The 22498-nt window shown below is 62.4% G+C and carries 19 protein-coding genes; 4 read left to right on the top strand and 15 right to left on the bottom strand.

Annotated elements, in window-relative coordinates; genetic code table 11:
* Window positions 1–145: 145 nt before the first annotated feature.
* Window positions 146–1642 carry a cryptochrome/photolyase family protein gene (locus PAN31117_RS23500; protein ID WP_150740339.1) on the bottom strand — a complete coding sequence of 499 codons (1497 nt, stop codon included), beginning with the start codon at window positions 1640–1642 and terminating at the stop codon, window positions 146–148.
* Window positions 1643–1733: 91 nt separating this feature from the next.
* On the opposite strand from PAN31117_RS23500, the gene PAN31117_RS23495 reads away from it, so the two are divergent.
* Complete coding sequence (locus PAN31117_RS23495; RefSeq protein ID WP_150740338.1) at window positions 1734–2198, top strand: hypothetical protein; 465 nt, start codon at window positions 1734–1736, stop codon at window positions 2196–2198.
* A 292-nt stretch (window positions 2199–2490) separates the two neighbouring features.
* Here PAN31117_RS23495 and PAN31117_RS23490 read toward each other — a convergent pair whose 3' ends face one another.
* From PAN31117_RS23490 to PAN31117_RS23450, 9 genes are all read right to left on the bottom strand, one after another.
* Window positions 2491–3000 carry an MgtC/SapB family protein gene (locus PAN31117_RS23490; RefSeq protein WP_150740337.1) on the bottom strand — a complete coding sequence of 170 codons (510 nt, stop codon included), beginning with the start codon at window positions 2998–3000 and terminating at the stop codon, window positions 2491–2493.
* A 25-nt stretch (window positions 3001–3025) separates the two neighbouring features.
* On the bottom strand, window positions 3026–4156 hold the full coding sequence (gene dinB / locus PAN31117_RS23485) for a DNA polymerase IV (protein ID WP_150740336.1): 1131 nt from the start codon (window positions 4154–4156) through the stop codon (window positions 3026–3028).
* Window positions 4157–4230: 74 nt separating this feature from the next.
* Window positions 4231–4884 (bottom strand): hypothetical protein, encoded by a 654-nt coding sequence (locus PAN31117_RS23480; protein WP_306440204.1) that lies wholly within the window; start codon window positions 4882–4884, stop codon window positions 4231–4233.
* 274 nt (window positions 4885–5158) lie between these two features.
* Window positions 5159–6277, bottom strand: a complete 1119-nt coding sequence (locus tag PAN31117_RS23475) for a CaiB/BaiF CoA transferase family protein (RefSeq protein ID WP_150740335.1) — start codon at window positions 6275–6277, stop codon at window positions 5159–5161.
* Window positions 6278–6396: 119 nt separating this feature from the next.
* The gene (locus PAN31117_RS23470) at window positions 6397–7674 is read right to left on the bottom strand and encodes a CaiB/BaiF CoA transferase family protein (protein ID WP_150740334.1); all 1278 of its coding nucleotides are present in this window, start codon (window positions 7672–7674) and stop codon (window positions 6397–6399) included.
* Window positions 7675–7677: 3 nt separating this feature from the next.
* Window positions 7678–9720 carry an aconitase family protein gene (locus PAN31117_RS23465; protein ID WP_150740333.1) on the bottom strand — a complete coding sequence of 681 codons (2043 nt, stop codon included), beginning with the start codon at window positions 9718–9720 and terminating at the stop codon, window positions 7678–7680.
* 128 nt (window positions 9721–9848) lie between these two features.
* Window positions 9849–10925: an ABC transporter substrate-binding protein gene (locus tag PAN31117_RS23460; RefSeq protein WP_150740332.1), complete on the bottom strand. Its 1077-nt coding sequence runs from the start codon at window positions 10923–10925 to the stop codon at window positions 9849–9851.
* Window positions 10926–11146: 221 nt separating this feature from the next.
* The gene (locus PAN31117_RS23455; protein ID WP_246189236.1) at window positions 11147–12121 is read right to left on the bottom strand and encodes a LysR family transcriptional regulator; all 975 of its coding nucleotides are present in this window, start codon (window positions 12119–12121) and stop codon (window positions 11147–11149) included.
* A 655-nt stretch (window positions 12122–12776) separates the two neighbouring features.
* Window positions 12777–14576, bottom strand: coding sequence for an ABC transporter permease (locus PAN31117_RS23450; protein ID WP_174991088.1), 1800 nt, complete (start codon window positions 14574–14576; stop codon window positions 12777–12779).
* Between the two features lie 298 nt (window positions 14577–14874).
* On the opposite strand from PAN31117_RS23450, the gene PAN31117_RS23445 reads away from it, so the two are divergent.
* From PAN31117_RS23445 to PAN31117_RS23435, 3 genes are read left to right on the top strand one after another with little or no spacing between them, the layout of a single operon-like run.
* Complete coding sequence (locus PAN31117_RS23445) at window positions 14875–15984, top strand: ABC transporter ATP-binding protein (RefSeq protein WP_150740331.1); 1110 nt, start codon at window positions 14875–14877, stop codon at window positions 15982–15984.
* A 59-nt stretch (window positions 15985–16043) separates the two neighbouring features.
* Entirely contained in the window at window positions 16044–16838 is a 795-nt protein-coding gene (locus PAN31117_RS23440) for a thymidylate synthase (protein WP_150740330.1), read from the top strand.
* The gene (locus PAN31117_RS23435; RefSeq protein WP_039399412.1) at window positions 16835–17323 is read left to right on the top strand and encodes a dihydrofolate reductase; all 489 of its coding nucleotides are present in this window, start codon (window positions 16835–16837) and stop codon (window positions 17321–17323) included. The genes PAN31117_RS23440 and PAN31117_RS23435 overlap by 4 nt, the downstream gene beginning before the upstream one ends.
* 44 nt (window positions 17324–17367) lie before the next feature.
* Here the strand turns inward: PAN31117_RS23435 and PAN31117_RS23430 are convergent, their stop codons facing one another.
* From PAN31117_RS23430 to PAN31117_RS23410, 5 genes are all read right to left on the bottom strand, one after another.
* Window positions 17368–18807: a sensor domain-containing diguanylate cyclase gene (locus PAN31117_RS23430; RefSeq protein WP_150740329.1), complete on the bottom strand. Its 1440-nt coding sequence runs from the start codon at window positions 18805–18807 to the stop codon at window positions 17368–17370.
* A 320-nt stretch (window positions 18808–19127) separates the two neighbouring features.
* Window positions 19128–19841 (bottom strand): ABC transporter ATP-binding protein, encoded by a 714-nt coding sequence (locus PAN31117_RS23425; RefSeq protein ID WP_150740328.1) that lies wholly within the window; start codon window positions 19839–19841, stop codon window positions 19128–19130.
* The gene (locus PAN31117_RS23420; protein WP_150664750.1) at window positions 19838–20638 is read right to left on the bottom strand and encodes an ABC transporter ATP-binding protein; all 801 of its coding nucleotides are present in this window, start codon (window positions 20636–20638) and stop codon (window positions 19838–19840) included. Before PAN31117_RS23420 ends, PAN31117_RS23425 begins: the two co-directional genes overlap by 4 nt.
* A gap of 18 nt (window positions 20639–20656) precedes the next feature.
* Complete coding sequence (locus PAN31117_RS23415; RefSeq protein WP_150576667.1) at window positions 20657–21532, bottom strand: branched-chain amino acid ABC transporter permease; 876 nt, start codon at window positions 21530–21532, stop codon at window positions 20657–20659.
* Between the two features lie 13 nt (window positions 21533–21545).
* Complete coding sequence (locus tag PAN31117_RS23410; RefSeq protein WP_039399422.1) at window positions 21546–22427, bottom strand: branched-chain amino acid ABC transporter permease; 882 nt, start codon at window positions 22425–22427, stop codon at window positions 21546–21548.
* Between the last annotated feature and the right edge of the window lie 71 nt (window positions 22428–22498).

The raw sequence follows: 22498 nt of genomic DNA, 5'->3' as shown, positions 1-22498 counted from the left end.
CCGCTTCCTCCCTGACGCCCACTAACGCCCCCCGACGTTGCGAACCGATACCGAAGCTCAGGCCTCTTACGTGCCATAACCGTATAAACGGCCGATAACGGAAAAAGTTGACCGGGGTAAACACGTATCGGGGTAAACCGGGGGGTTAATCCTCATCGTCGCTGTCTGCAGGCCGGGATGAGACCGTCGGCGTCTTGACCACCGCATATCTCGCCAGCGTCTCCTTGCGCGCCACGTCGTGGGCCACTACCGGTTGCGGGTAATCGCGTCCGAGCGTCACGTTGGCGTCGGCCAGCGTCTGCGCATCGGCCCGCCAGGGCGCGTGGATGACCTTGTCGGATAGGTGCGCCAGTTCGGGCACGTACTTCCGGATAAAGCGCCCCTCCGGGTCGAACTTCTCGGACTGGGTAATCGGATTGAAGATGCGGAAGTAAGGTTGGGCGTCGCACCCGGTGGAAGCGGCCCATTGCCATCCGCCGTTGTTCGCGGACAAATCGAAGTCGTTCAGTTGACGCGCGAAATACGCCTCGCCACGGCGCCAGTCGATGCCGAGATCCTTGACGAGAAAGCTGGCCGTCACCATGCGCAGCCGGTTATGCATATAGCCGGTCTGGTTGATCTGACGCATGGCCGCGTCGACCAGCGGATAGCCCGTACGCCCCTCGCACCACGCCTTGAAATCGGCATCCGCCGCTTCACCCGTGGCCCACTCAATGGCGTCGTAAGCTGGCTTGAACGCATTGCCGACAACCTCCGGGTGATGATGCAGGATCATGAAATAGAACTCGCGCCAGATCAGTTCGCTCAGCCATGTTTTCGCGCCGTTGCCTGCGTCCCCGCCCTTGAGCATCGCAGCGTGCGCCTCCCGGGCTAAAGTCCGGATCGACACCGTACCGAAGCGCAGATGCACGGACAGATAGCTCGGACCGCGGACTGCGGGGTAATCGCGCCGTTCGTGATAGTGCGCCATGCGTGGCAGGAAGTCGTCCAGCAACTGCCTTGCGCCGGACTCCCCCGCAGCAATGGCCATACGGCGTGTGTCCGACACGTCAAAGCCCAGCGATGCCATCGAAGGCACCTCTCCAGCCCCATGCGACGGCTTCGCAAGCCGGAGCCAGTCCGCCTTCCTACCGTGCGGAGCAAGGTCGACCGGACGCACCTGCTTCAGCCAGGCGCGCGAGTACGGTGTGAAGACACTGTACGGCTCCCCCTGCGCCGTCAGAATCTCGCTCGTGTCGAAAATCACCTGGTCCTTGACCGCCTCGAAGGCAATATCCAGGGCCTCAAGCGAGCGCGCAACCGAACGATCCCTTTTGACGGCGTCCGGCTCGTAATCCCGCCCGGCAAAGACAGCCTGCACGCCGAGCGATTGCGCCAGCGCGGGAATCTCCTCGGTCGGGTCGCCGTGCCTGACGATCAGCCCGCCCCCCATGTCCGCGAACGTCTGCGCCAATTCGCTCACGCTGTCGTGGATGAACGCGACGCGTCGGTCGTCTCGCGGTAATCCACCGAGAATCGTCGTGTCGAAGATGAACACGACGGACACTTCACCGCAGGTCGCAAGCGCCTGTGCCAGCGTCGCGTTGTCGGTACAGCGCAGATCGCGCCGCAGCCATACCAGCCCTTTTTGAAATTCGCTCATGTCTGATTGGCGCCGCAGGGACGCGCCGGATCCGTCAAATCCCGTACCATAGCGAGATCGTGGACTTTACGCCATCGGCCTCGATTACCTCATGACTCGGAAGTTTCCGATTTTGGCTTTTCCCCGCCGCGCAGCCCCGGCGCTGTGTTCCCTTGCTGCCGTCGCGATGCTCGCTGCTTGTGCTGCCCCCTCGGGCCCTCATGCGAACGCGAACACCTCGTCGGCACAACGCCCTGCGGCTGTCGATCCGGCCACGTTGCGCGAGCGTCATCTAGCCGCTGCAGACGCGGCTGCGGATCAGTACCGCACCTGTCTGTATGGCCACGTCGCACGATACGTGAATCTCGTACCCGACCCGATTCGACTGGCCGACGAAGCCGCCACCGAATGCGCCCCGATTACCCAGCGATTCCATCGCGAACGTCAGGCGGCCATCGTGACGTACACCTCCCCTGCAGATGCCGCACAGCAAGCCGATGCCGCAACGCTCTCCCTACAGGCTGACGGTTTGCGAGTGGCCCGTGCCCGAGCGACGGAGTTGCGCGCGCTTCAATGACGCAACGCGCGCGGCTTAACGCTTCAAACGCTTGGAAGAAAATTAGTCGCACGAGCGGACGTCGATTACGTAGTCACCCGAACGTGCTTTCCCTAATCGGGCAAGCCCCGATTGGCGAAAGATGGTCCGGTGACCAAAATGAAATCGCCCTCTTACGTCCTTTTGGGGGTACTGCGACAACGTCATTTGCCCGCTTCGGCGGGCATTTTTCTTCGGTATCCGCAGGAATTTGCCCATGACGTCAAGGGCGAGGAGGCCGCGATGTGTGTCTTCTGCATAAGCCGAGTGGATGTCACTTGCCGTCGTGCTCATGCCGCGCCGACACGTCCTCGTCAGGCGAATCCTTCGCCGGTTCGTCGTGCCCCAGCCAGCGGTGCGCGAGCGATTCGATACGCCCGCCGAGTGCCAGCACGATAAGTAGCAATACCATCGCGACAAGGGCGATATGCCAGCGGCCCAGCCCGCAGATGATGCCAATGCCTGTGGTGCTCCACAGTGCCGCCGCCGTTGTGAAGCCGTGCACGGAGGAACCGCGACTCGGCCGGATGATGCACCCGGCCCCAAGGAACCCGATCCCCGCCACAATGCCTTGAACAACACGGCTCACGGACGAGCCGTCATAAGGCAACGCCGTTCCCGGAAACGGTACGACGGCAAGCACGAACAGCGCGGATCCGAACGACACAATGGCGAGCGTTCGCAAACCGACCGACTTGTGGTGCAAATTGCGATTGAGCCCGACCAGTCCGCCGAGAATCAATGCCGCTGTGAGCCGCAATGTGACTTCGATGATCTCCGCCATCCCTCACCTCGCTCGTCTACGCGATCTAAGTTTCCGATGGCGCATTATCACCCGATGCGGGCGATGTGAGGGACGCCCCGTCATCCCAGTCGTCAAACAGGCGCAACTGACGTGTCGCCTGCGCTTCGAGCAAACGCACCCCGACCCCCATCAATCGCACCGCACGCCGCTTGCGTCCCACGGCTTCTGCCAGCAGCTCACGGCATTGCGCCGGATCGACGCCCAATGCGCCTGCCTCGGCCGTCGTCCGTGAGAAATCGGCAAATCGAATCTTCACGAAGACCTTCGCAATCGCCAACGGCTCACTGCGGCGCGCGCGTCCGATTCGCTCGGACAACTGATGAAGCAGCGGCTCCAGCGCCGTTTCGCACTCCGCCAAGGTGCGCAGGTCGCGCGTGTACGTCGTCTCGACGCTGATCGATTTTCGCTCGCGATCCGGGCTGACCTCCCGGGTGTCGATACCACGACAGCGCTCGAACAGCCGCTGCCCGAACACGCCGAAACGCTCGGTCAGATCGGCCATCGAATGGCTGCGTAAATCACCGCAGGAATCAACGCCCAGCGCCCGCAACTTTTCCGCCGTCACCTTGCCCACGCCAAACAAACGCTCGACCGGCAGTACGGCGACAAAGGCATCGACCTCGGCAGGCTTCACGACGAACATGCCGTCAGGCTTGCGCCAGTCGCTGGCAATTTTGGCGATGAACTTATTGGGCGCGACGCCGGCCGACACGGTCAACCCAACTTCATCTGCGATACGCGCACGGATCTCGCGCGCAATCAAGGTGGCCGAACCGCCGCAGTGTTCACTGTCGGTAACGTCGAGGTACGCCTCGTCAAGCGACAATGGCTCGACCAGATCGGTGTAATCGCGATAGATCGCCATGATCCGCTTCGACGCCTCCTGATACCGATGCATCGACGGCGGGATGATGCGCAAGTCGGGGCACAATTTGACGGCCTGCGCGGACGGCATGGCCGAACGCACCCCAAAGGCACGCGCTTCGTAATTGCACGTCGCGACCACACCGCGCTGATCCGGCTGGCCGCCCACAGCCAGTGGTATCCCGCGCAACGACGGGTCGTCCCGCATCTCGACGGAGGCGTAGAAACAGTCGGCGTCGCAGTGGATGATCTTGCGCTGAGAGGCGGTCATGGTGGCGGGCGAAAACACTGTGCAAATATACAGCATTTGCGCATTTTTCGCGCTCTATCCGTAACGGCGCCACATCAACGGACCGGCAAAAACTGAAGGAACTGTGCCCCCAGCAAGTTCTGCATGTAGCCGATCCCTGCCCGCCTGTATTTCTCGTCCAGCATCTCAGCCAACAGGTCCAGCCGCCCGATGATCTTGCCGAACTCCCGTTCGAAGCTCACGTTACGCACATCGGCCATTTCATTGGCCAGCAGCAACGGCTTGCCTGCCATGTCCCGGCGACTCCCCAGCAGCCACGCTGCGATCTCTACGTTGCGCGCCGCGTTGTAGATACGCTGCGCATTGAGTCCGTCGCTCAGATAGAAGACCGTCGTGCCGCCATGCGCCGTGATGATCGTATCCGAGAGACTGAAGACGAAGGCCGCTACACGGTCACCGGTGAATGTCGGATCCAGCGACAACGACAGGGCGCGGACATCGCGCATGTCTTTCAGATCCGCGAGCGTGCGACGCCCCTCAATCGCGGCACGCAACTGCGCCATGGCTTCGGTTTGCGTAGCCGCGCCACCCTTGCGCCATTCGCGGGGATTGCGCTTATAGAGCTTGTCGGCCAGCAGATACAAGCTCTCCAGATTCGCCCGCATGCCCAGCGTCGCCATGCGATTGATATCCGTTTGCGCGAGATCCGCCGTCGTCATCGACGTCGAGCGGACCTTTCCGTGATCCACGGGGGCGTCCTGATACGACACGCATCCGGTCAAGATCGCGATCGTCGACACGGCACAGAGAATGGCAGCCGCCACGAGCCGTCGTCGCACGTGTGGGTGAGTCTGAGTCGGTGGTTGGGGCACATCGAACCGTCGGGTCATGGGCAAGTCGTTATCGATCAGCAACGACTCTACGCGATGGGCCTCCGGACTTCGCGTCTCCCGACGTCGAAAAATTGTGACATTCGGTAACGTGCCCACAGTCGGCGTGTCATCCGCCTGGCGACGATCGATATCATGGCAGCAGCGCCTCGTGCAATTGCGCAAACAGCGGATGCATCATCGCCTCCTCCAATCGGAGTACCGGCGTCACGCAGCAATCAGCATCGGCGAAACGCGCGACCCACTCGGCTTGCGTCGCGCCCGCAAACACCGCCATCAGTTCAGCACGCAATGCGAGTGCGTCATCTCCGCCGACCTCCTGTCCAAGCGCCCAGTGCCGAGCCTTCCAGTCGCTGCGGCCAAGCACATCGCACAGCGATTCCCAGAACTTCAGCTCGAGTGCACCGACCGCCATGTACCGGCCGTCCTTCGTGCGATAGACCTGGTAACAGGGCACGCCACCGTTAAGGAGATCCTTTCCGGCGCGCGACACCTGCCCCTGACGATGCATCGCCACCGCCGGCACGACGTTCGAGCGGAACACCTCGTGCGTCATCGAAATGTCCAGCCAGCGCCCGCGCCCGGTGCGTTGCGCGGCGACCAGCGCGGCCAGCACCTCCTGAACCGCAGCCTGAGCGCCGCCGTACAGATCGCCGATCTGAAAGTTGGGGACAATGGGGACGTCCCCCGCATCGCAAAGCTGATCGAGCACTCCCGCGTACCCGATGTAGTTGATGTCGTGCCCGGCTGCTTGCGCCATCACCCCTTGCTGGCCGTAACCGGAAATTGACGCCATCACCAGCGATGGCCGCACACGTGCCAGCGCCTCGTATCCGAAACCCAGACGCGCCATCACGCCAGGGCGAAACCCTTCAAGCAGCACATCGGCATGAGCAACGTGGTCGAGGAAGGTTTTCCGATCCGCGTCGCTTTTGAGATCGAGGCGCTCGACAGTCTTACCGCGATTGAGCAGTCGCCAGAAGGCGCTTGGTGGCGATTCGTCATCGCCCAGCATCATTTCCCGTGCGTAGTCGCCTGCGCCCGTGTCTTCGATCTTGATGACGTGCGCCCCCATTTCCGCAAGACGCAACCCGGCGAGCGGACCGGGCAGAAGACGCGTGAGATCGAGCACCGTCACGCCCGATAACGGCTTATCGGACTGTTGGGACGGCGACGACAGTGGAGACAAAGCAGACAATGCAGACAATGCAGACGTTTCGCGGGAGTGGGCAGCGTCGAGCGGTTCAGTCATGACAGTCCGGGTAACGTGTTGGCGGTAGACGTTCATACCGTACCGCGCCCTACCGGGTGCCCGCAAGCAGACAACACGCCGACTTCCTTCGGAAAAGGCTTATTTCAGCGCGTTCCGCGTTAATCTGCGCTGTCCTTCCAAAATACGGGACCGGCGGTATCGCCCGCGCTGGATGCATCGTCCGGCGTCGATCCGTCCTCCGGTCCCGCCACCACCCCCTCGTTCAACAGGCGTTCGATCTGGTTATCGGGATACCCCAGATCTCTCAGAATTTCGCTTGTGTGCTCACCCGCCATCGGCAACGCACGACGCGCGGGCAACCGTTGCCCTGCCATCGTGATCGGCAGCAACGGCACTTGCGTTTGCTCACCCGTTTCCGTCGTCAGGTCGCCCAAGCCGCCGCTGGCGATCAAATGCGGGTCGTCGAACAACGCGGCGGGCTGCACGATCGGCGCAAAAGGCAAACCATGACGCTCGAATGCCGCCGCGAGATAGCTGGCGTCGAAACCCTGCATCATTTCGCGCAACAAGGGGAGCAACCAGTCGCGTGCCCTCACGCGGTCATTGTTCGTGGACAGTCGCGGGTCGTCTGCCAGATCGTGACGGCCGAATACGTCGCAGAAAATGCGCCACTGCGTATCGCTGACGACGGCGAGGAAAATCTGTACGCCGTCGCGCGCAGCGAAGACATCGTAAATACCCCACGCGGACACACGCGCCGGCATCGGATCGGGTGCCACACCGGTCACTGCGTACTGTTGCATGTGCTGCGCCGCGAGCAATACGCAATTCTCGAAGAGCGCGCCCTGCACTTCCTGCCCGCGTCCCGTGGTCTTTCGCTCATAGAGTGCGGCTAACGCAGCGAGCGCACCGAACACACCGCCCATGATGTCGTTGACCGATGACCCCGCACGCAACGGTTGGCCCGGCGGCCCAGTCATGTACGCAAGTCCCGCCATCATCTGCACGACCTCATCCAACGCAGTGCGCGTAGCGTAAGGCCCCGGCAGAAAACCCTTCAGCGAGACGTAGACGAGCGCTGGATTCAGCCGTGACAACGTGGCGTAGTCCAGTCCGATTTGCCGCATCTGCCCGGGTTTGAAATTCTCCGTCACCACATCCGACGTACTGATGAGCCGCAATATCAGCTCTCGCCCTTCAGGCCGCGTGACATCCACGACCAGACTCCGCTTGTTGCGATTGAAGGCACGGAAAAAGCCCGCACCGGTCCCCAGCAGATGACGCGTGGCGTCGCCACCGATCGGCTCCACTTTGATGACATCGGCCCCGAGGTCGCCCAGCACCATGCCGCACGTCGGCCCCATGACCATGTGTGAAAATTCCACGACACGAATGCCTTGTAACGGCATCGGTGCCGCAGAGGTGACATCCGGCATCTGCTACCCTCCCGAGCCCGCGTGCGACGCCTCACCGGAACCCCGGCCCGGCGCTGCAAGCGCGGGGGGAGAAACCGGATGAGACGCAAATCCATCGCGTTGTAATTGATCGAAACCCACGATATATCCCGCCAAAGCGCTTGCGGCCACGGTAGCCGGGCTGCCAAGCCACATCTGTCCGGGGCCCGAACGCCCGGGGAAATTGCGATTCTGTGCGCTGATCACCACCTCATCGGACGTCTTGGAAACGCCCGGTCCGGCATTGACGCATGCACCGCAACCGGGCGAGAGCATCGTCACACCTGCCGCCTTGAAGACGTCCGCATACCCTTGCGCCTCGCACCATGCGCGCACATCTTCGCTGCCGTATTGCAGGTAGAAGCGCACGCCGTCTGCGACGCGATGCCCTCGCGTCAATCCCCAGGCAAGGACGTCATGACAGGCCCGCAAATCGTCTCGCTTACTGCCGGTGCACGACCCGCCGTAAGCAATATCGATGGCCACCTCCGTAGACAAATCTGCCAGCGCAATACCGTTGCCCGGATCTCCGGGACTCGCCACCATCGCGCCGAGCGACGCGCAATCGATCTCGATGACATGGGCGTACGATGCTTGCGGATCACCGTCCATCCAGGCGTCGAGCGTGAAGTCGACGCCGCGGCGCTCACGTAGGTAGCGGACAGTCTCTGCGTCCGGCACCACCAGTCCGGTGAGTCCGCCGATTTCGGCCACCATGTTGGTGAGCGTCGCTCGCTCGTCAGTCGACAGGTGCGCAACGGCTTCGCCGGCGAACTCGATGATCTGCCCGATAGCGCGTCCGTCGCGAATGTAAGGAAGATGAAGCAGATGCAAGGCCAGATCTTTAGCGCCGACGCCTGCGGGCAAGCGCGAGCGAAGATGCACAAGGCACGTACCGGGAACGGCGAGTCTCGCGTCCCCGGTGAGCCACGCATTGGCCATTTCGGTCGCACCGACACCGAAGGCGAACGCACCGATGGCACCACAATGCGGCGTGTGCGAATCGGTGCCGACAATCACCTGCCCCGGCAACGCATACCGTTCAAGCATCAACGCGTGGCAGATGCCCTCCGAACCACCCGCTGCGGCGCGGCCGTGCAGACGCAGCCCATGCTGGGCGCAAAACTCGCGCTGTACCGTGCCAAGACGTCGTGCGGCGTCCACGATTTGCGGGGGCCGACTGCCATCTGCGGAGACGGCATCGAGATGCGTCAGATGATCTTCAAAGCACAGCACCGAAGCGACGTCGCTTAGCGCAGGTATCTCGTCGCCATAGGCGTGGCGCAGGAAACTCACCGCCATCGGCGTCACGTATTCATGAGAGAAGCGCCAGTCTGCCGGGACGAACACCGCATCTCCCGCCCGTACGCGCGGGACGCCCAGCGCTCGCGCAATGATCTTTTCTCCGTAAGTCATCGCGCCGGGGGTATGCGCAGGTCGCGGCGGTGCGATATCTCCGGCCAACCTTCGCTGCGTATAGCCGAATAGCCCACCGCTCCGCACGATGGCTTCGGCCAGTGGATCGCAATCTTCGAGAAACGCTTCGATGGGGATCGTCTCGCCGTCCTGCAAACGCTCAGCCAACGTCAGATCGGTCGACATCAGCAGACCGAGGTTCTGACAGTTCTGCGCGTAGATGCGCTCGAAGCTCTCGGCGATCACGATGCGAATTCCGGCGCACCGTTCCGCGAACGGGCTGGCTTCACGTGACGATCCCTTGCCTCGTCGCAGCCCTGCTACGGACAACGCGAAACCGCCTTCGCGCACCGCCTTCTGCGTGACAGGGAACACGCCTGCTGCATCGTTCGAATCGTCATGACATCGCAACCCTACGTAGACGTAGTCGCCCAGCGATTCGTCGAACGCCAGACAGGCGCGCGCCGGTGTCATTTCGTCGGTGGAAATCTGGTCGCGCAGCGTGCCGGCTTCAGCACGCGTCAGTGTTTCCCCCGTCAGTTGACGGGTCATGGCTTCGGCGCTGGCGCTCAACCACAGCACACGGCCGTTCAGTCGCACGGTGGCTTGCATGAGATCGCTCCTAGAATGTTCCCGCATGGGCTCACCCATTTCGATCGCAAGTTACGTGCCGACGCAGCATGCGGCAGCCAGGAAAAAGTGAAGTCATTTCGTCCAAACGCACGTTCGTCGGATAGCGCTCAGGGATATTGGCGATTCGCCTGCGTGGCGAAAGTGTTGGTCCAGGTGTCGCCTAACCGGATCTGCGACGGCTTGACCTCCGGTGTGAACGACGCCAGCGCCTTCAATGCGGTGGCTGGACCATCGGCGGGCATCATGCCGTCCGGAGAAAAGGCTTCGCGACAGTTCGCGAACGCCTTCAGGTAAAGCGTCTTGTCCCCGAGGAGATAGGGCTCCGGCACCGTTTTGAGCAATTGCGCTGCCGTTGCGTGTTGCAGCCATTTGTCCGCACGTACGATCGCGTTGGCCAGAGCCTGCACCGTACGTGGGTTCTTCTGGATGAAGCTCTGCGGTGCGTACATCACCGCTGCAGGCATCGGCCCCCCGAACATTGCGCGGGTGCCAGCCTGCGTACGCGTATCGATGAGTACCTTCACGTCGCCCGACTCCTGCAACAAGGTCATCATCGGGTCTACGTTGGAAACGGCATCGATCTGTCCGTTGCGGGCCGCCGCGATCACCGTTGCGTTGCTACCCACGCCGACGATAGAGACGTCGGTGGGTTTGAGGCCCGCTTTGGTCAAGGCCACGCTCACCAGCATGTGCGTACTCGATCCCGGCGCGCTGACGCCGACCCGCATCCCTTTCAGATCCTTCACGGACTTCACTTCGCCCGCCTTGGCCTTGACGACGCCAAGCACCAGTTGCGGCGCAGCGCCCAGCACAACGAACGACTGATAAGTTAGTCCCTTGGTCTGCATGAGCAGCGTGTGTTCGAACGCCCCCGTACCGACGTCCGCGCTTCCGCCAACGACGGCCTGCAGCGCTTTGGAACCACCGGCGAAGTCGTCGATCGTGACGTCAAGGCCTTCGTCCTTGAAGTAGCCCAGTTGCTCGGCGATCGTCAGGGGCAAATAGTAGAGGCCGGGCTTTCCGCCCACGGCGATGGTGATCTTCGGTTTTTCGAGGGGTTGTGCCGGCGCGGCGGAGGCCCCCCCGCTCAGGCTGAGTGCTATGAGGCCCAGCGCCATCAGCGTGAGAACAAGAATCAGACGTCCCACGGCTTCGCGCACACGGCGCGCTTCGGCATGTGTCATCACGTGTCTCCTCCCGCACAATGCGAGATACGGCGCGCCCCGGCTCGTCGGCCGGAATCGCTATCGGCCCCCAGAGCATCCGTCGGCCCAGAGGCGACGGCAAGAGTTGTTTCGGCATGCCAGACATCGCGGTTCACGATGTTTGCCGCGTCAACGTCCCCTTTGACACGGTCTGACGAGGGTTGCACCCACCGTCGGGCGCGTGCTCGTCGCGCGGCTGTTCAGGTGTGCTCCGCCCCCTCCGCGCTTCCGCAAGCGTCCGCTATCCCCGTTCCCCCCGCTGTTCCCGTTACGTTACGTGCGCACAGATGGTCGACCAGCATGCGCGACGCAACGGGCAACGCATCGTACCGGCGGACGCAGACGACCAGCCGCCGCTCGGCCCAAGGATCTGTCAGCGGTACGATGCGCAACGCCTCTCCGTCCGGCACCTGCGAATAGATGCCAACCGCCTCGCGCGGCGCGATCGCCAGGCCAAGCTGCGCCCTCACCATGCGACACACTGCTTCGAACGTTGAGACGTGAATTCGGAATTTGACCGTCTTGCCCTGTTCAGCGGCAAGGCGTCGGAAGACGGTGTACATCGCGCTATCCGGATGCACGCCGATCTGGTCGAAGTCGAGGGTTTCAATGAATGCGAGCTGCTCGGCGCAGGCGAGCGGATGATCCCGGTGAAGGACCGTGACGATCTGATCGTGGCGATAAGGGAAGACTTCGACGTCGCGCGTATCGACCGCGTCCCAGCAGATACCGATGTCGGTCGCCCCGTCCGCGACACCGCGCACCACTTGCGCGCTCGTATGTTCTTCGAGGTCGACCTTCACCCCTTCGTGGCGACGCAGAAATGCGCCCAGTTCGTCGGGTAACGTTTCGACAATCGAGGAAACGTTGGCGAAGATCCGGATATGACCGCGTACGCCACTGGTGTACTCGGACAGGTCGCCCTGCATCTTTTCAAGACTGCGGAGTACGTTGCGTGCGTGATGCAGCAGCGCTTCGCCCGCTGGCGTCGCCCGCACCCCCCATTTGTGGCGTTGGAGGAGCGCCGATCCGACCAGCGATTCGAGATCGTTGATCCGTTTGCTGACGGCCGAGGGCGCAATGAACTCACGCTCGGCTGCACGCGCAATGCTGCTCTCTTCACAGACCGCGACAAACAGCCGCAACGAGACAAGATCGATCCGCCATAGCGCCATGCCGGTCTCCCGAAGGCACTGCATTGCCAGCGATTTTGCGGCGCGGGTGACAAAAACGCCACCCGGGGCCGCCCCTGACGACGCCGGAAAACAACACTTATCCGGCGATCAACGTCCGTCAATCTACGTCTACCTACGCCAACTTATGCCGTCGACGCCATCGAGGCGAACGCCGAAGCGTCCGATAGGGTGCGCAAAGTCTCTGGGGGAAAGGGTGTCGGGCATGCAAAGGTGCGTGACGTCAATGACACAAAACCGACACCGGACCAAAAGGTTGCACGCCACCATCGGACGTCTTGCGTCCGGTGAAATGTCCTCGCGTCGGTCCCTCCCAGGACATCCGCCTAGCGCATCGCTCCGGTCAGCAACACGGCACTCCAGCCGCCGTCAGCCGTATTGAGCGGTGCCACCTCGGGCGGTGGTGCCAACGCCAAGGCCATGAACAGCCAACATTTGCAAATGACGATCGCAATCATTTTTGTTGACGCTCAATCACCCCGGCTTAGTTGCCGGGATGATTTGACTATAGTGCGGCGCTATCGGGGCGGCAACTGTGAAACGTCTCTAGATTTGATAAAACGCAAGGCGGGTGATCGTTCCGCCGCTGTCTTCGAAGCGGAGTTTTGAGTGAAGAAACCAGCAGACCGGCCGCTCCTCAGGCGCGCCGGGCAATGGCTCGGGCCAGCACCAGCACCGGCAGCAGCCCCACCAGCACCAGCGTCAGGGCTGGGACAGCGGCTTCGGCGAGTCGTTCGTCAGCGGCGAGATGGCTGGTGACTACGGCAAGCGTATCCATGTTGAACGGCCGCAACGCGAGCGTGGCCGGCAGTTCCTTCATGACGTCGACGAACACCAGCAGGGCTGCCGTCAGTACGCTGCCTCGCAAAAGCGGCAAATGCACGCGACGCAGCATCGACCAGCCGCCCACACCGAGACTGCGCGCGCTGGCGTCGAGATTAGGCGCGATACGGCCAAATCCCGCATCGACGCTTTGCAGCGCCGCAGGCAGGAAGCGTACGAGGTAGGCGTAGATCAGAACGCCGCCCGTACCGGCTAATACCAGCCCGTTTGCCCCGAGCACGCTCCCCATCCATGTGTCGAGATGCAGCACAGGAGTGAGAATGCCCAGCGCAATTACCGCACCGGGAATCGCGTAACCCACCCCTACGAGGCGTACGGCAATACGCGTGATGTGTCCGGGCGCAAGTCGCTGGGCGTAGCCAAGCACAATGGCGAACGCGCACGCGACCGCCGCCGCCGCCGCCGCCAACCGCACGGTGTTGTAGACCCACTCGCCATAGCGCGGCCAAGGCACCTGATCCAGTTCCGAGACAGCCAGGCGCAGCATGATGATCGCGGGCAGTGCAAACCCCACAATCAACGGCAGTGCGCAACCAGCGGCAGCCAGCACGCCACGCCACCCGAGCAGTGCCGTTCGGCGTGACGTCGTCGGCGCGCGCCCCGGTGCCCCGTAATACCGCAGTCGCGTGCGGCTACGCGCTTCTGCCATCAGTAAGAGCAGGACAGCAAAGAGCAGGCATGCCGAGAGCTGGGCCGCCGCGACTCGGTCGCCCATCGACAGCCACGCACGGTAGATGCCCGTTGTGAATGTCGGCACCCCGAAGTAGGCCACTGCGCCGTAGTCGGCCAGTGTCTCCATGAGCACGAGCGCGATGCCCGCCACCAGCGCCGGGCGCGCTAGCGGTAGCGCCACGCGAAAGAACGCTTGCAACGGCGTACACCCCAGCGTACGAGCCGCCTCAAAGAAGCGCTGGCTGTGTTCCGCAAATGCCGTACGCGCTAGCAGATAGACGTACGGATAGAACGCCCCCGCGAAGACCCAAGCAGCGCCGTACCACGAACGAATCTCGGGAAACCACGTCACGCGATCAACGGCCAGCGTTCGACGAAGCGCGCTTTGCACCGGCCCGGCGAATTGAAGGAAGTCGGTATACGCGTAGGCGGTGACATAAGCGGGCATGGCCAGCGGCAGAATCAGCGCCCACTCCAGCACACGACGGCCGGGAAATGCGTAGTGAACGACCAGCCATGCGGTACCGACGCCCATCAGTAGCACCCCGCCGCTCACCGCCAGCGAGATGCGTAGTGAGTTGAGCGCGTATTCAGGCAACACCGTGTCGAGCATATGGGCAAGCACGGCGCGCGTGTCGGCATCGCCCGCCCCCAGCGCCGCCACGATGCCGAACATGGGCACAAGCACGATCAGCGCGGGAATCCATGCCACGAGCCGCCAGCCGAAGACACCAGCAGAGCGCCAGCCTCGTCTACGCCCGCCGGGGTTCGACGATCTGCCGGGCAACGCCGCCTGTGCGTGCTCGACGGCGGCCTGGGCGAGCGTCGTGGTGAATGCCTGCGAATCTCCGGAGAACCGGTCAGAAGGCACGTCGGGAGGAACAGAATCGGTGGCGGCGCGTGACTGGGGCGTCGATGACATCGGGAAAGGTCGGGATTGGGGTCAGGAAAAGCGGTGAGTGCGTGGAAAATGGAAAACGAATCTACCTCGTCGGCCATCGTCCTCAAGCCTCAGACGACTCAAACTACGTATTGCCTGAGGGAACCGCGAGGTATTCTCCGGTCTAACGCATTGCAAATACGTTGTAAATTATACGCATTCGCAACTGCGACTCTGACGCGGCCACTCACGTAAAGTGCCCGCGCTTTGCGCAAAGCCGCCGTTCGCTTACCTGACTTTCCCCGCGACCTCATCCCGACCTACGTTCGTTCCGACGCCAATGCCACTGCCTTACCTGCTGCTCGACCACATCTCCGTTAGTTACGACACCACCGGCCAGACGCATATCGCAGTCCGCGATCTGTCGCTGTCCTTGGCTCGCGGTGAGATCGGCTGCCTGCTGGGTCCGTCGGGATGCGGTAAGACGACGGTGCTGCGTGCGGTGTGCGGTTTCGAACCGCTCGCCGGCGGGCGGATCGTGCTTGACGGCCACGAAGTCGCCAACGCGCAGTTGAGCGAGCCGCCTGAGCGGCGTCACGTCGGCGTGGTGTTCCAGGACTATGCGTTGTTTCCGCACCTGAACGTCGCGCAAAATATCGGCTTTGGCATTAGCCGCATGGCGCGGGTGGAACGTCAGAATCGCGTCGAGATGCTGGCCGAGCGGGTCGGTCTGGCGGGCGCGTTAAAGAAATATCCCCATGAACTATCTGGCGGTCAACAACAACGCGTCGCACTTGCCCGTGCCCTCGCGCCCGCGCCAGCGCTGCTGCTCCTCGACGAGCCCTTCTCGAACCTCGATCTCGACCTGCGCGAGCGTCTGGCCGTAGAGGTTCGGGAGATCATTCGTGCCAGCGGCGCGACGGCGATTCTCGTCACGCACGATCAGCACGAAGCCTTCGCGATGGCCGACCGCATTGGCGTCATGCACGCGGGTGGCATCGCGCAGTGGTCTGCAGCACGTGAGCTTTGGCGGTCCCCGGCCAACCGCGTCGTCGCAGACTTTATCGGGCGCGGCGCGCTCATTCCCGGCACCTTCCGGGGCAACGCCGATGGCGGGGGCATCTCGCTCGAAATCGGAGAAATCTCCGTCTCGCCCACGCTCGCCGACAGGCTGATCCGGAGCGCCGCCCGCGATTCCTATCCCGTAAGTGTCGACGTCCTGCTTCGCGCAGACGACATTGCCCACGACCCCGCCAGTCCGTTCGAAGCCACACTCGTACGTCGTGCATTTCGCGGGGCCGATCAGTTGTACACACTGCGCCTCGCGTCCGGCATCGAAGTGGTCGCGCGAGTCGACGGAGAACTGGCGCACGAGGCCGGCGACCGTGTCGGACTGCGCCTGACGGTGCAACATCCGGTGGCATTCGCCTCCGCTCAGGCCACCGTCTGACGGCTGGCAAGTACCACGTCACTCGGAGGCTGGTAAAATCCCGCAAAACGGATGGGCCTATGAAACAGTACCTAGACTTCATGCGCCATGTACTCGAACATGGCACAGACAAGACTGATCGCACGGGCACGGGCACGCGCTCGGTGTTCGGCTACCAGATGCGCTTCGACCTGCAGGAAGGGTTCCCGCTCGTCACCACGAAAAAAGTGCACATCAAATCGATCGTGCACGAACTGCTGTGGTTCCTGCAAGGCAGCACCAACGTGCGCTATTTGCAGGAAAACGGCGTTTCCATCTGGAACGAATGGGCGGATGCCGAGGGGGAACTCGGCCCCGTCTATGGCGCGCAATGGCGCTCGTGGCCGACACCCGATGGCGGTCACATCGACCAGATTACGCAGATCGTGGACCAGATCCGCTCGACACCGGACTCGCGCCGCCTGATCGTGTCCGCATGGAACGTCGGCGAGATTCCGCGTATGGCGCTGCCACCGTGCCATGCGTTCTTCCAGTTCTACGTTGCCGACGGCAAATTGTCCTGCCAACTCTATCAGCGTAGTGCGGACATCTTCCTTGGGGTGCCGTTCAACATCGCCAGCTACGCATTGTTGACGCACATGGTGGCGCAGCAAACAGGGCTGGACGTGGGCGACTTCATCTGGACCGGTGGCGACTGCCATCTGTACAACAATCACCTCGAACAGGTGCAGACGCAGCTCGCGCGCGAGCCGTTCCCGCTGCCGAAGCTGGAGATTGCGCGCAAGCCCGATTCGATCTTCGATTACAAGTTCGAGGACTTCCATATCACCGGATACGAAGCGCATCCGCACATCAAGGCGCCGGTGGCCGTATGACGATTCTGACGCTTGTGGTCGCCCGCGCCGAGAATGGCGTGATCGGGCGTGACAATCAGTTGCCGTGGCGTCTGCCGGAAGACCTTGCGCACTTCAAGCGAACCACGCTCGGCAAGCCCATCGTCATGGGACGCAAGACGTTCGACTCGATCGGCCGTCCGCTGCCCGGACGTCGCAATATTGTGGTTTCCCGCAATCCCGACCTGAAAATCGACGGCTGCGAAGTCGCTGGCTCGCTGGTGGATGCCATGCGGCTATGCGTCGGTGTGGAGGAAATTTGTCTGATCGGCGGTGCGCAGCTGTATGCAGAATCGCTTGCCAGTGCAGACAAGGTCGTCGTAACCGAGATCGCCAAAGCGTTCGAGGGCGATGCGCACTTCCCCGACCTTCCCGCCGCCCAATGGCGCGAGACGGCGCGCGAAACGCATCACTCCCCTGCGCCGAATGATTTCGACTATTCGTTCGTGACTTACGAGCGCGTCTGACGCTACTCGCTTCGGTGTCTGTGCCGATCGGCTCAGACACCTACTCACGCACTCAGGTTGGCACTCGGCGCATCGACGGCCGCGCAGCCAACGTCCTCGCCATCTGACGGCAATCCCTGCGCCACCTGAACACGATCACGGCCAAGACGCTTGGCTGCGTAGAGTGCTTCATCCGCTATCGCAATCAACCGGTCAGGCGTGTCTTTGGCATTCCCCTGCTGCGGTACGTGGGTTGCGCATCCGACACTGACGGTTACACATCCTTGCGGCACCGGGCTGGGCTTCGTCAACGCCCGTACGCTCTCAGTGACCCGTGTCGCCACGAACAGCGCGCCACGCTCGTCTGTATCGGGCAGCACGATAACGAACTCCTCGCCGCCGTAGCGGGCGACGAGATCGGCCGGTCGATGCGTCGCTCGCATCAGCGCGAGCGCGACGTGCTCAAGGCATTCATCGCCCACCGGGTGACCATAGGCGTCGTTATACCGTTTGAAATGATCGACGTCGATCATCAGAAGCGAAAGCGGTCGCCCCGCACGGCGCGCCTGCTCGTAATCGCTAGGGAATCGGTCGTTGAAATACCGGCGGTTATAGATGCCGGTCAACGCGTCGCGATTGCTGTATTCGATGAGGCGCAGGTGCGCCCGGGTGAGTTCGCGATATAGCCGCGTCACTTCCCACACGAGCACGCAGACCAGCAGGCCCGGTGCCGACATACTGAAAAAGCGCGCGAGATACCAACCTAGTGAAAAGCGGACCGTGCTCATCAGACTGAGCACCGTATCGGTCACGCAGGCGAGCACAGCGAGCGCCACCCAGAGGTCGAGTACCGTACGCAACCTGCCAATGCCCAGCACGGCCCCCAGCGCAACGAGGTTCAGCGCCAGCAGCACGATACCGACACCGCCGCTGGAGAAATCGCCGGGGGACGTGGCAGGCGAAAGCGCGGGTGGGAGGGGGACGCTCAATGCCGCCAGACAAAGCAGGACGCCGACGGCAAGCGGAATGCCGACGTAGATGCCGATACCTTTACCCGGTGAGGGCAATTGCGTGATGGATTGGGGAGCAAACAGGCGTCGCGAGATCATCGCGATCAGGACGAGCGTAGGAAAACCCGCGTGCCAGAAAACCCAGATCCACCCGGAGGTCGTTGGCCTTGCGCCGAATAACCCGCCCGGCGCGAAGAGCCCCGGAAAGGTGAGCAACTGCATGGCGACAGTGAACGCCGTGAAGGCGTAAGCCCCCGCCAGCAAGCCAAAGACTGGCAGACGCGCTACCTGGAACTGCCCGTAGAGCAAGTACGCCACAATGGTGGCCGTAGTGAACACCGTCAGCCCGCACATCGGCAGGAACGGCGCGACTGCGGGCAGCACAGTCGTGGCTTGCGGTGCCGCGAGTATCAAGGCAGCGAGGATGGCGATCGCCAGACAGCCGGCAAACGCCCGTTGCCCACGCGATGCACGCTCCATCAGAAAACCGTCCATGGAATCCCTCTTGCTTTGCCGAACAGGATGCCGGTAAGGCATCTCCCAAGACGACGCCGCGCAGACGTCTCGCAGGCAATTAGGGGCAGCATGCACCAATTCCGACTGACTGCCAATCTGTGACCGCGACAGCGCCCGTACCGTCCGCATTAAGCGCGCGATACACGACATCGGCCACCAACAAAAATCGGCGTCGACAAGGCATCCGCAGATCCCCCGTCGACGCCGTCAGCGTCACATCGCCTGGTAGCCAGACGGCGTCTCATCTCAAACGCGTGTATGGTTCGTACGTACGTTTCAACGACGCCGCTGCATGGCACTCAACCGCCCAGATACGCCTCCAGCACGCGCGGATTGCCCAGCAGACTCCGGCCGGTGTCCTCGAGCACGACCTTGCCCGTCTCCAGCACATAGCCGTGCTGCGCAATCTTCAGCGCCTGACGCACGTTCTGCTCGACCAGGAAGATCGTCAGGCCGTCAGCGTTGATCTCTTTGAGCGTGGCGAAAATCCCCTGGACGATGATCGGCGCGAGCCCCATGGACGGTTCATCGAGCAGCAAAAGTTTCGGGCGCGCCATCAACGCACGACCGATTGCCAGCATCTGCTGCTCGCCACCCGACAGGTTCCCGGCCATCTGGTCGATCCGCTCGGCGAGTCGCGGAAAACGCTCCAGCACCTTGTCCAGATCGGGCTTCACGTTCTGTTTGTCGCGCCGCGTGTAGGCCCCGAGTTCGAGGTTCTCGCGAACCGACATCGTGGTGAGCGTGGCACGCCCCTCGGCCACCTGCACCAGCCCCCGCTGGACGATCTTGTTGGGTGCCAGCCCGCCAATGTCTTCACCTTCGAAGAGAATCGTGCCTGCCTGCTTCTTGATGAGGCCGGACAACGCCAGCAGCGTGGTGGACTTACCCGCGCCGTTCGCGCCCACGAGCGAGGTGATTTCGTGCTCGCGCAATGCAAAATCGACGCCCTTTACAGCCTCGATATGCCCATAGGCCACTTTGAGGCCCTTCACTTCGAGCAGCGCGCTCATGCCTTGTCCTCCGCGCCAGCCGCCAACGCAGCCACATCGTCGTCGTCATCGCGGCCCAAATAGGCTTCGATAACTTGCGGGTTATTCTTGATCTCGTCCGGCTTGCCCTCGGCGATGATGCGTCCGAAGTTCAGCACCGCAATACGCTCGCACAAGCCCATCACGAAACGCATGTCGTGCTCGATCATGAAGATCGTGTAACCGCGTGCCTTGATGTTCTCGATCTCGCTCATGAGATCGACTTTCTCGCCGGTGTTCATGCCCGCGACGGGCTCGTCGAGCAGCAGCAGCTTGGGCTCGGTCGCCAGCGCACGCGCCAGTTCGAGCTTGCGCTGATCGCCGTACGAAAGATTGTCGGCAATGTCGTACGCCTTGTGGTCGAGCTTGACCCACGACAGCAATTCGTGGGCACGCTCACGAGAGCGCTTCTCCATATCGCGGAAGCCCGGCAGCGAAAGCAGCAAGCCCGCCGGACCATACGAGAGGTGACGGTGCATGCCGACTACCACGTTCTCGATCAGCGTCATCTCTTTGAAGATGCGAATGTTCTGGAACGTGCGGGCAATACCGCGCTGCGTAATCCGGTGCGGCTTTTCGCCGACCAGACTCTCACCATTGAACGTGATGCTACCGCCAGTAGGCTGCAACAATCCCGTGATCAGGTTGAAGACGGTCGTCTTGCCCGCACCGTTCGGGCCGATCAGGCCGAAGATGGTGCCCTGCGGCACCTCGATGTTGACGTCCTGCAGCACGTGCAGACCGCCGAATCGCTTGGAAATATTGGAAAGCTTAAGCATGTCGTGTTCCCCGTCCGCTTACGTGGAAGAGGCCGAACGCGTCTTGCCGGCACGGAACCAACGGCGAAAACGCATCGGATCCCAGATGCCCTTGGGCAGGAACAACACGATCAGCACCAGAATCAGGCCGTTGACCACCAGACGGAAGTCGTTGAATGCGCGCAGCAATTCGGGCAAGAGCGTCAGAATCGTGCTGCCGAGCACCGGCCCCACAAGGCCGTTGATACCGCCCAGGATAGCCATCGTCAGAATCTCGACGCCGCGATCGAAACCGAATTCATTCGGTCCGATGAAGAACGTCAGGTGCGCATTGAGGGCACCGGCGAGACCGGCCAGCACCGCGCCGAGCACGAACGCCAGCATCTTGTAACCCGTGACGTTGATGCCCATGAGCCCCGCGGCCGTCTCGTCTTCCTTGATCGCCTCAAACGCACGGCCCACCTTGGAGCGACGCAGACGCCACAGCACGGCAAGCGCGATCACGACGGCGCCGGCCACATGCCACCACTGCGTGAGTTGCGGAATGCCGTTCAGACCGAGCGCGCCGCCCGTCAGATCTTCCGTATTGAGGATGAGCACGCGCACGACTTCGCCGAAACCCAGCGTCGCCATCGCCAGATACACCCCCGACAGACGCAGCGTCGGCTTGCCGATGATGAACGCAACCAGCGCCGGCGCGGCCATGCCGCCTGCCAACGACACCGCAAACGGCGTGTCGTAGTTCATCGTCAGCAATGCCGCGGTGTACGCACCGATTCCCATGAACGCGGCGTTGGCCATCGCCAGCATGCCGCACGAGAGCGTGAGATAGATCGACAGGGCCAGCAGCGCATTGGTGCCGAGAGTCAGCACCAGATTGCTATATACCGCCCAGAAATTATTGAACCAGTCCATTGCGCCCCCGTGATTACGCTTTGCGTTCGAGCACTTTGCCGAACAACCCCTGCGGACGCACCAGCAGGATCAGGAACAAGAGGCCGAACGCCACGGCGTCGCGCATGTTCGAGCCGATGTAAGCCACCGACAACACTTCGGCAAAGCCGAGGAACAAGCCGCCGATCATCGCGCCCCGAATATCGCCCATGCCGCCGAGAATGATCACCGCAATGCCCTTGTGCAGCATGGGTTGTCCCATGAGCGGGAACACGGCGTTGGAGTACAGGCCGATCAGCACACCGGCCATACCGCCCAGACCCGCTGCCGCGAACGACGTGGCGAGGAACAGCCCTTCGACGTTGATGCCGAGCAGGTACGCCGCCTTCGGCGACTCCGCGATTGCGCGCAGCGCACGTCCCAATTGCGTCTTCTTGATCGTGGTGATGAGTACGGCCATCAGCGCGAACGAAATGAAGATGATCGCAAGTTCGAGCACCGTCATGTGGACGCCCGCCACGGTCAGGGTGTCCTGCGAGACGAGGTCGTACGGAAAACGCAGATTCTCTGCACCGAAGATGCCCTGCACACCGTTGTTGAGCAAAATGCCCACGCCAATGGTGGCAATCATCGGAATCAGGTGAGGTGCACCGCGCTTGCGCAACGGTTTGAGCACGAGCACGTCGATGACCAGGCCGAGTAAGCCCGACACGATCACGGCCGTCACGATCGCCGCCCACAGCGGCAGATGCAGATGCACGACGGCTTGCAGTGCCGCGTAGGCACCGACCATGAAGACCGCGCCGTGCGAGAGATTGATAACGCCGAGGATGCCGAACACGAGTGTGAACCCGAGCGCGAACAAGGCGTACACGCACCCGAGGGAGAGCGCGTTGACGAGTTGCTGTTCCAGCATGGTGTGTATTCCAGCCTGAGAGACGGAGGCACGCGTCGCAAGGGGGTGCGACGTGTACCAGAAACGCCGAT

This window comes from Pandoraea anapnoica (assembly GCF_902459765.1).
Lineage (GTDB): Bacteria > Pseudomonadota > Gammaproteobacteria > Burkholderiales > Burkholderiaceae > Pandoraea > Pandoraea anapnoica.
Note: the sequence above shows the minus strand (reverse complement) of the source record. Positions and strands in the feature narration are given on the sequence as shown.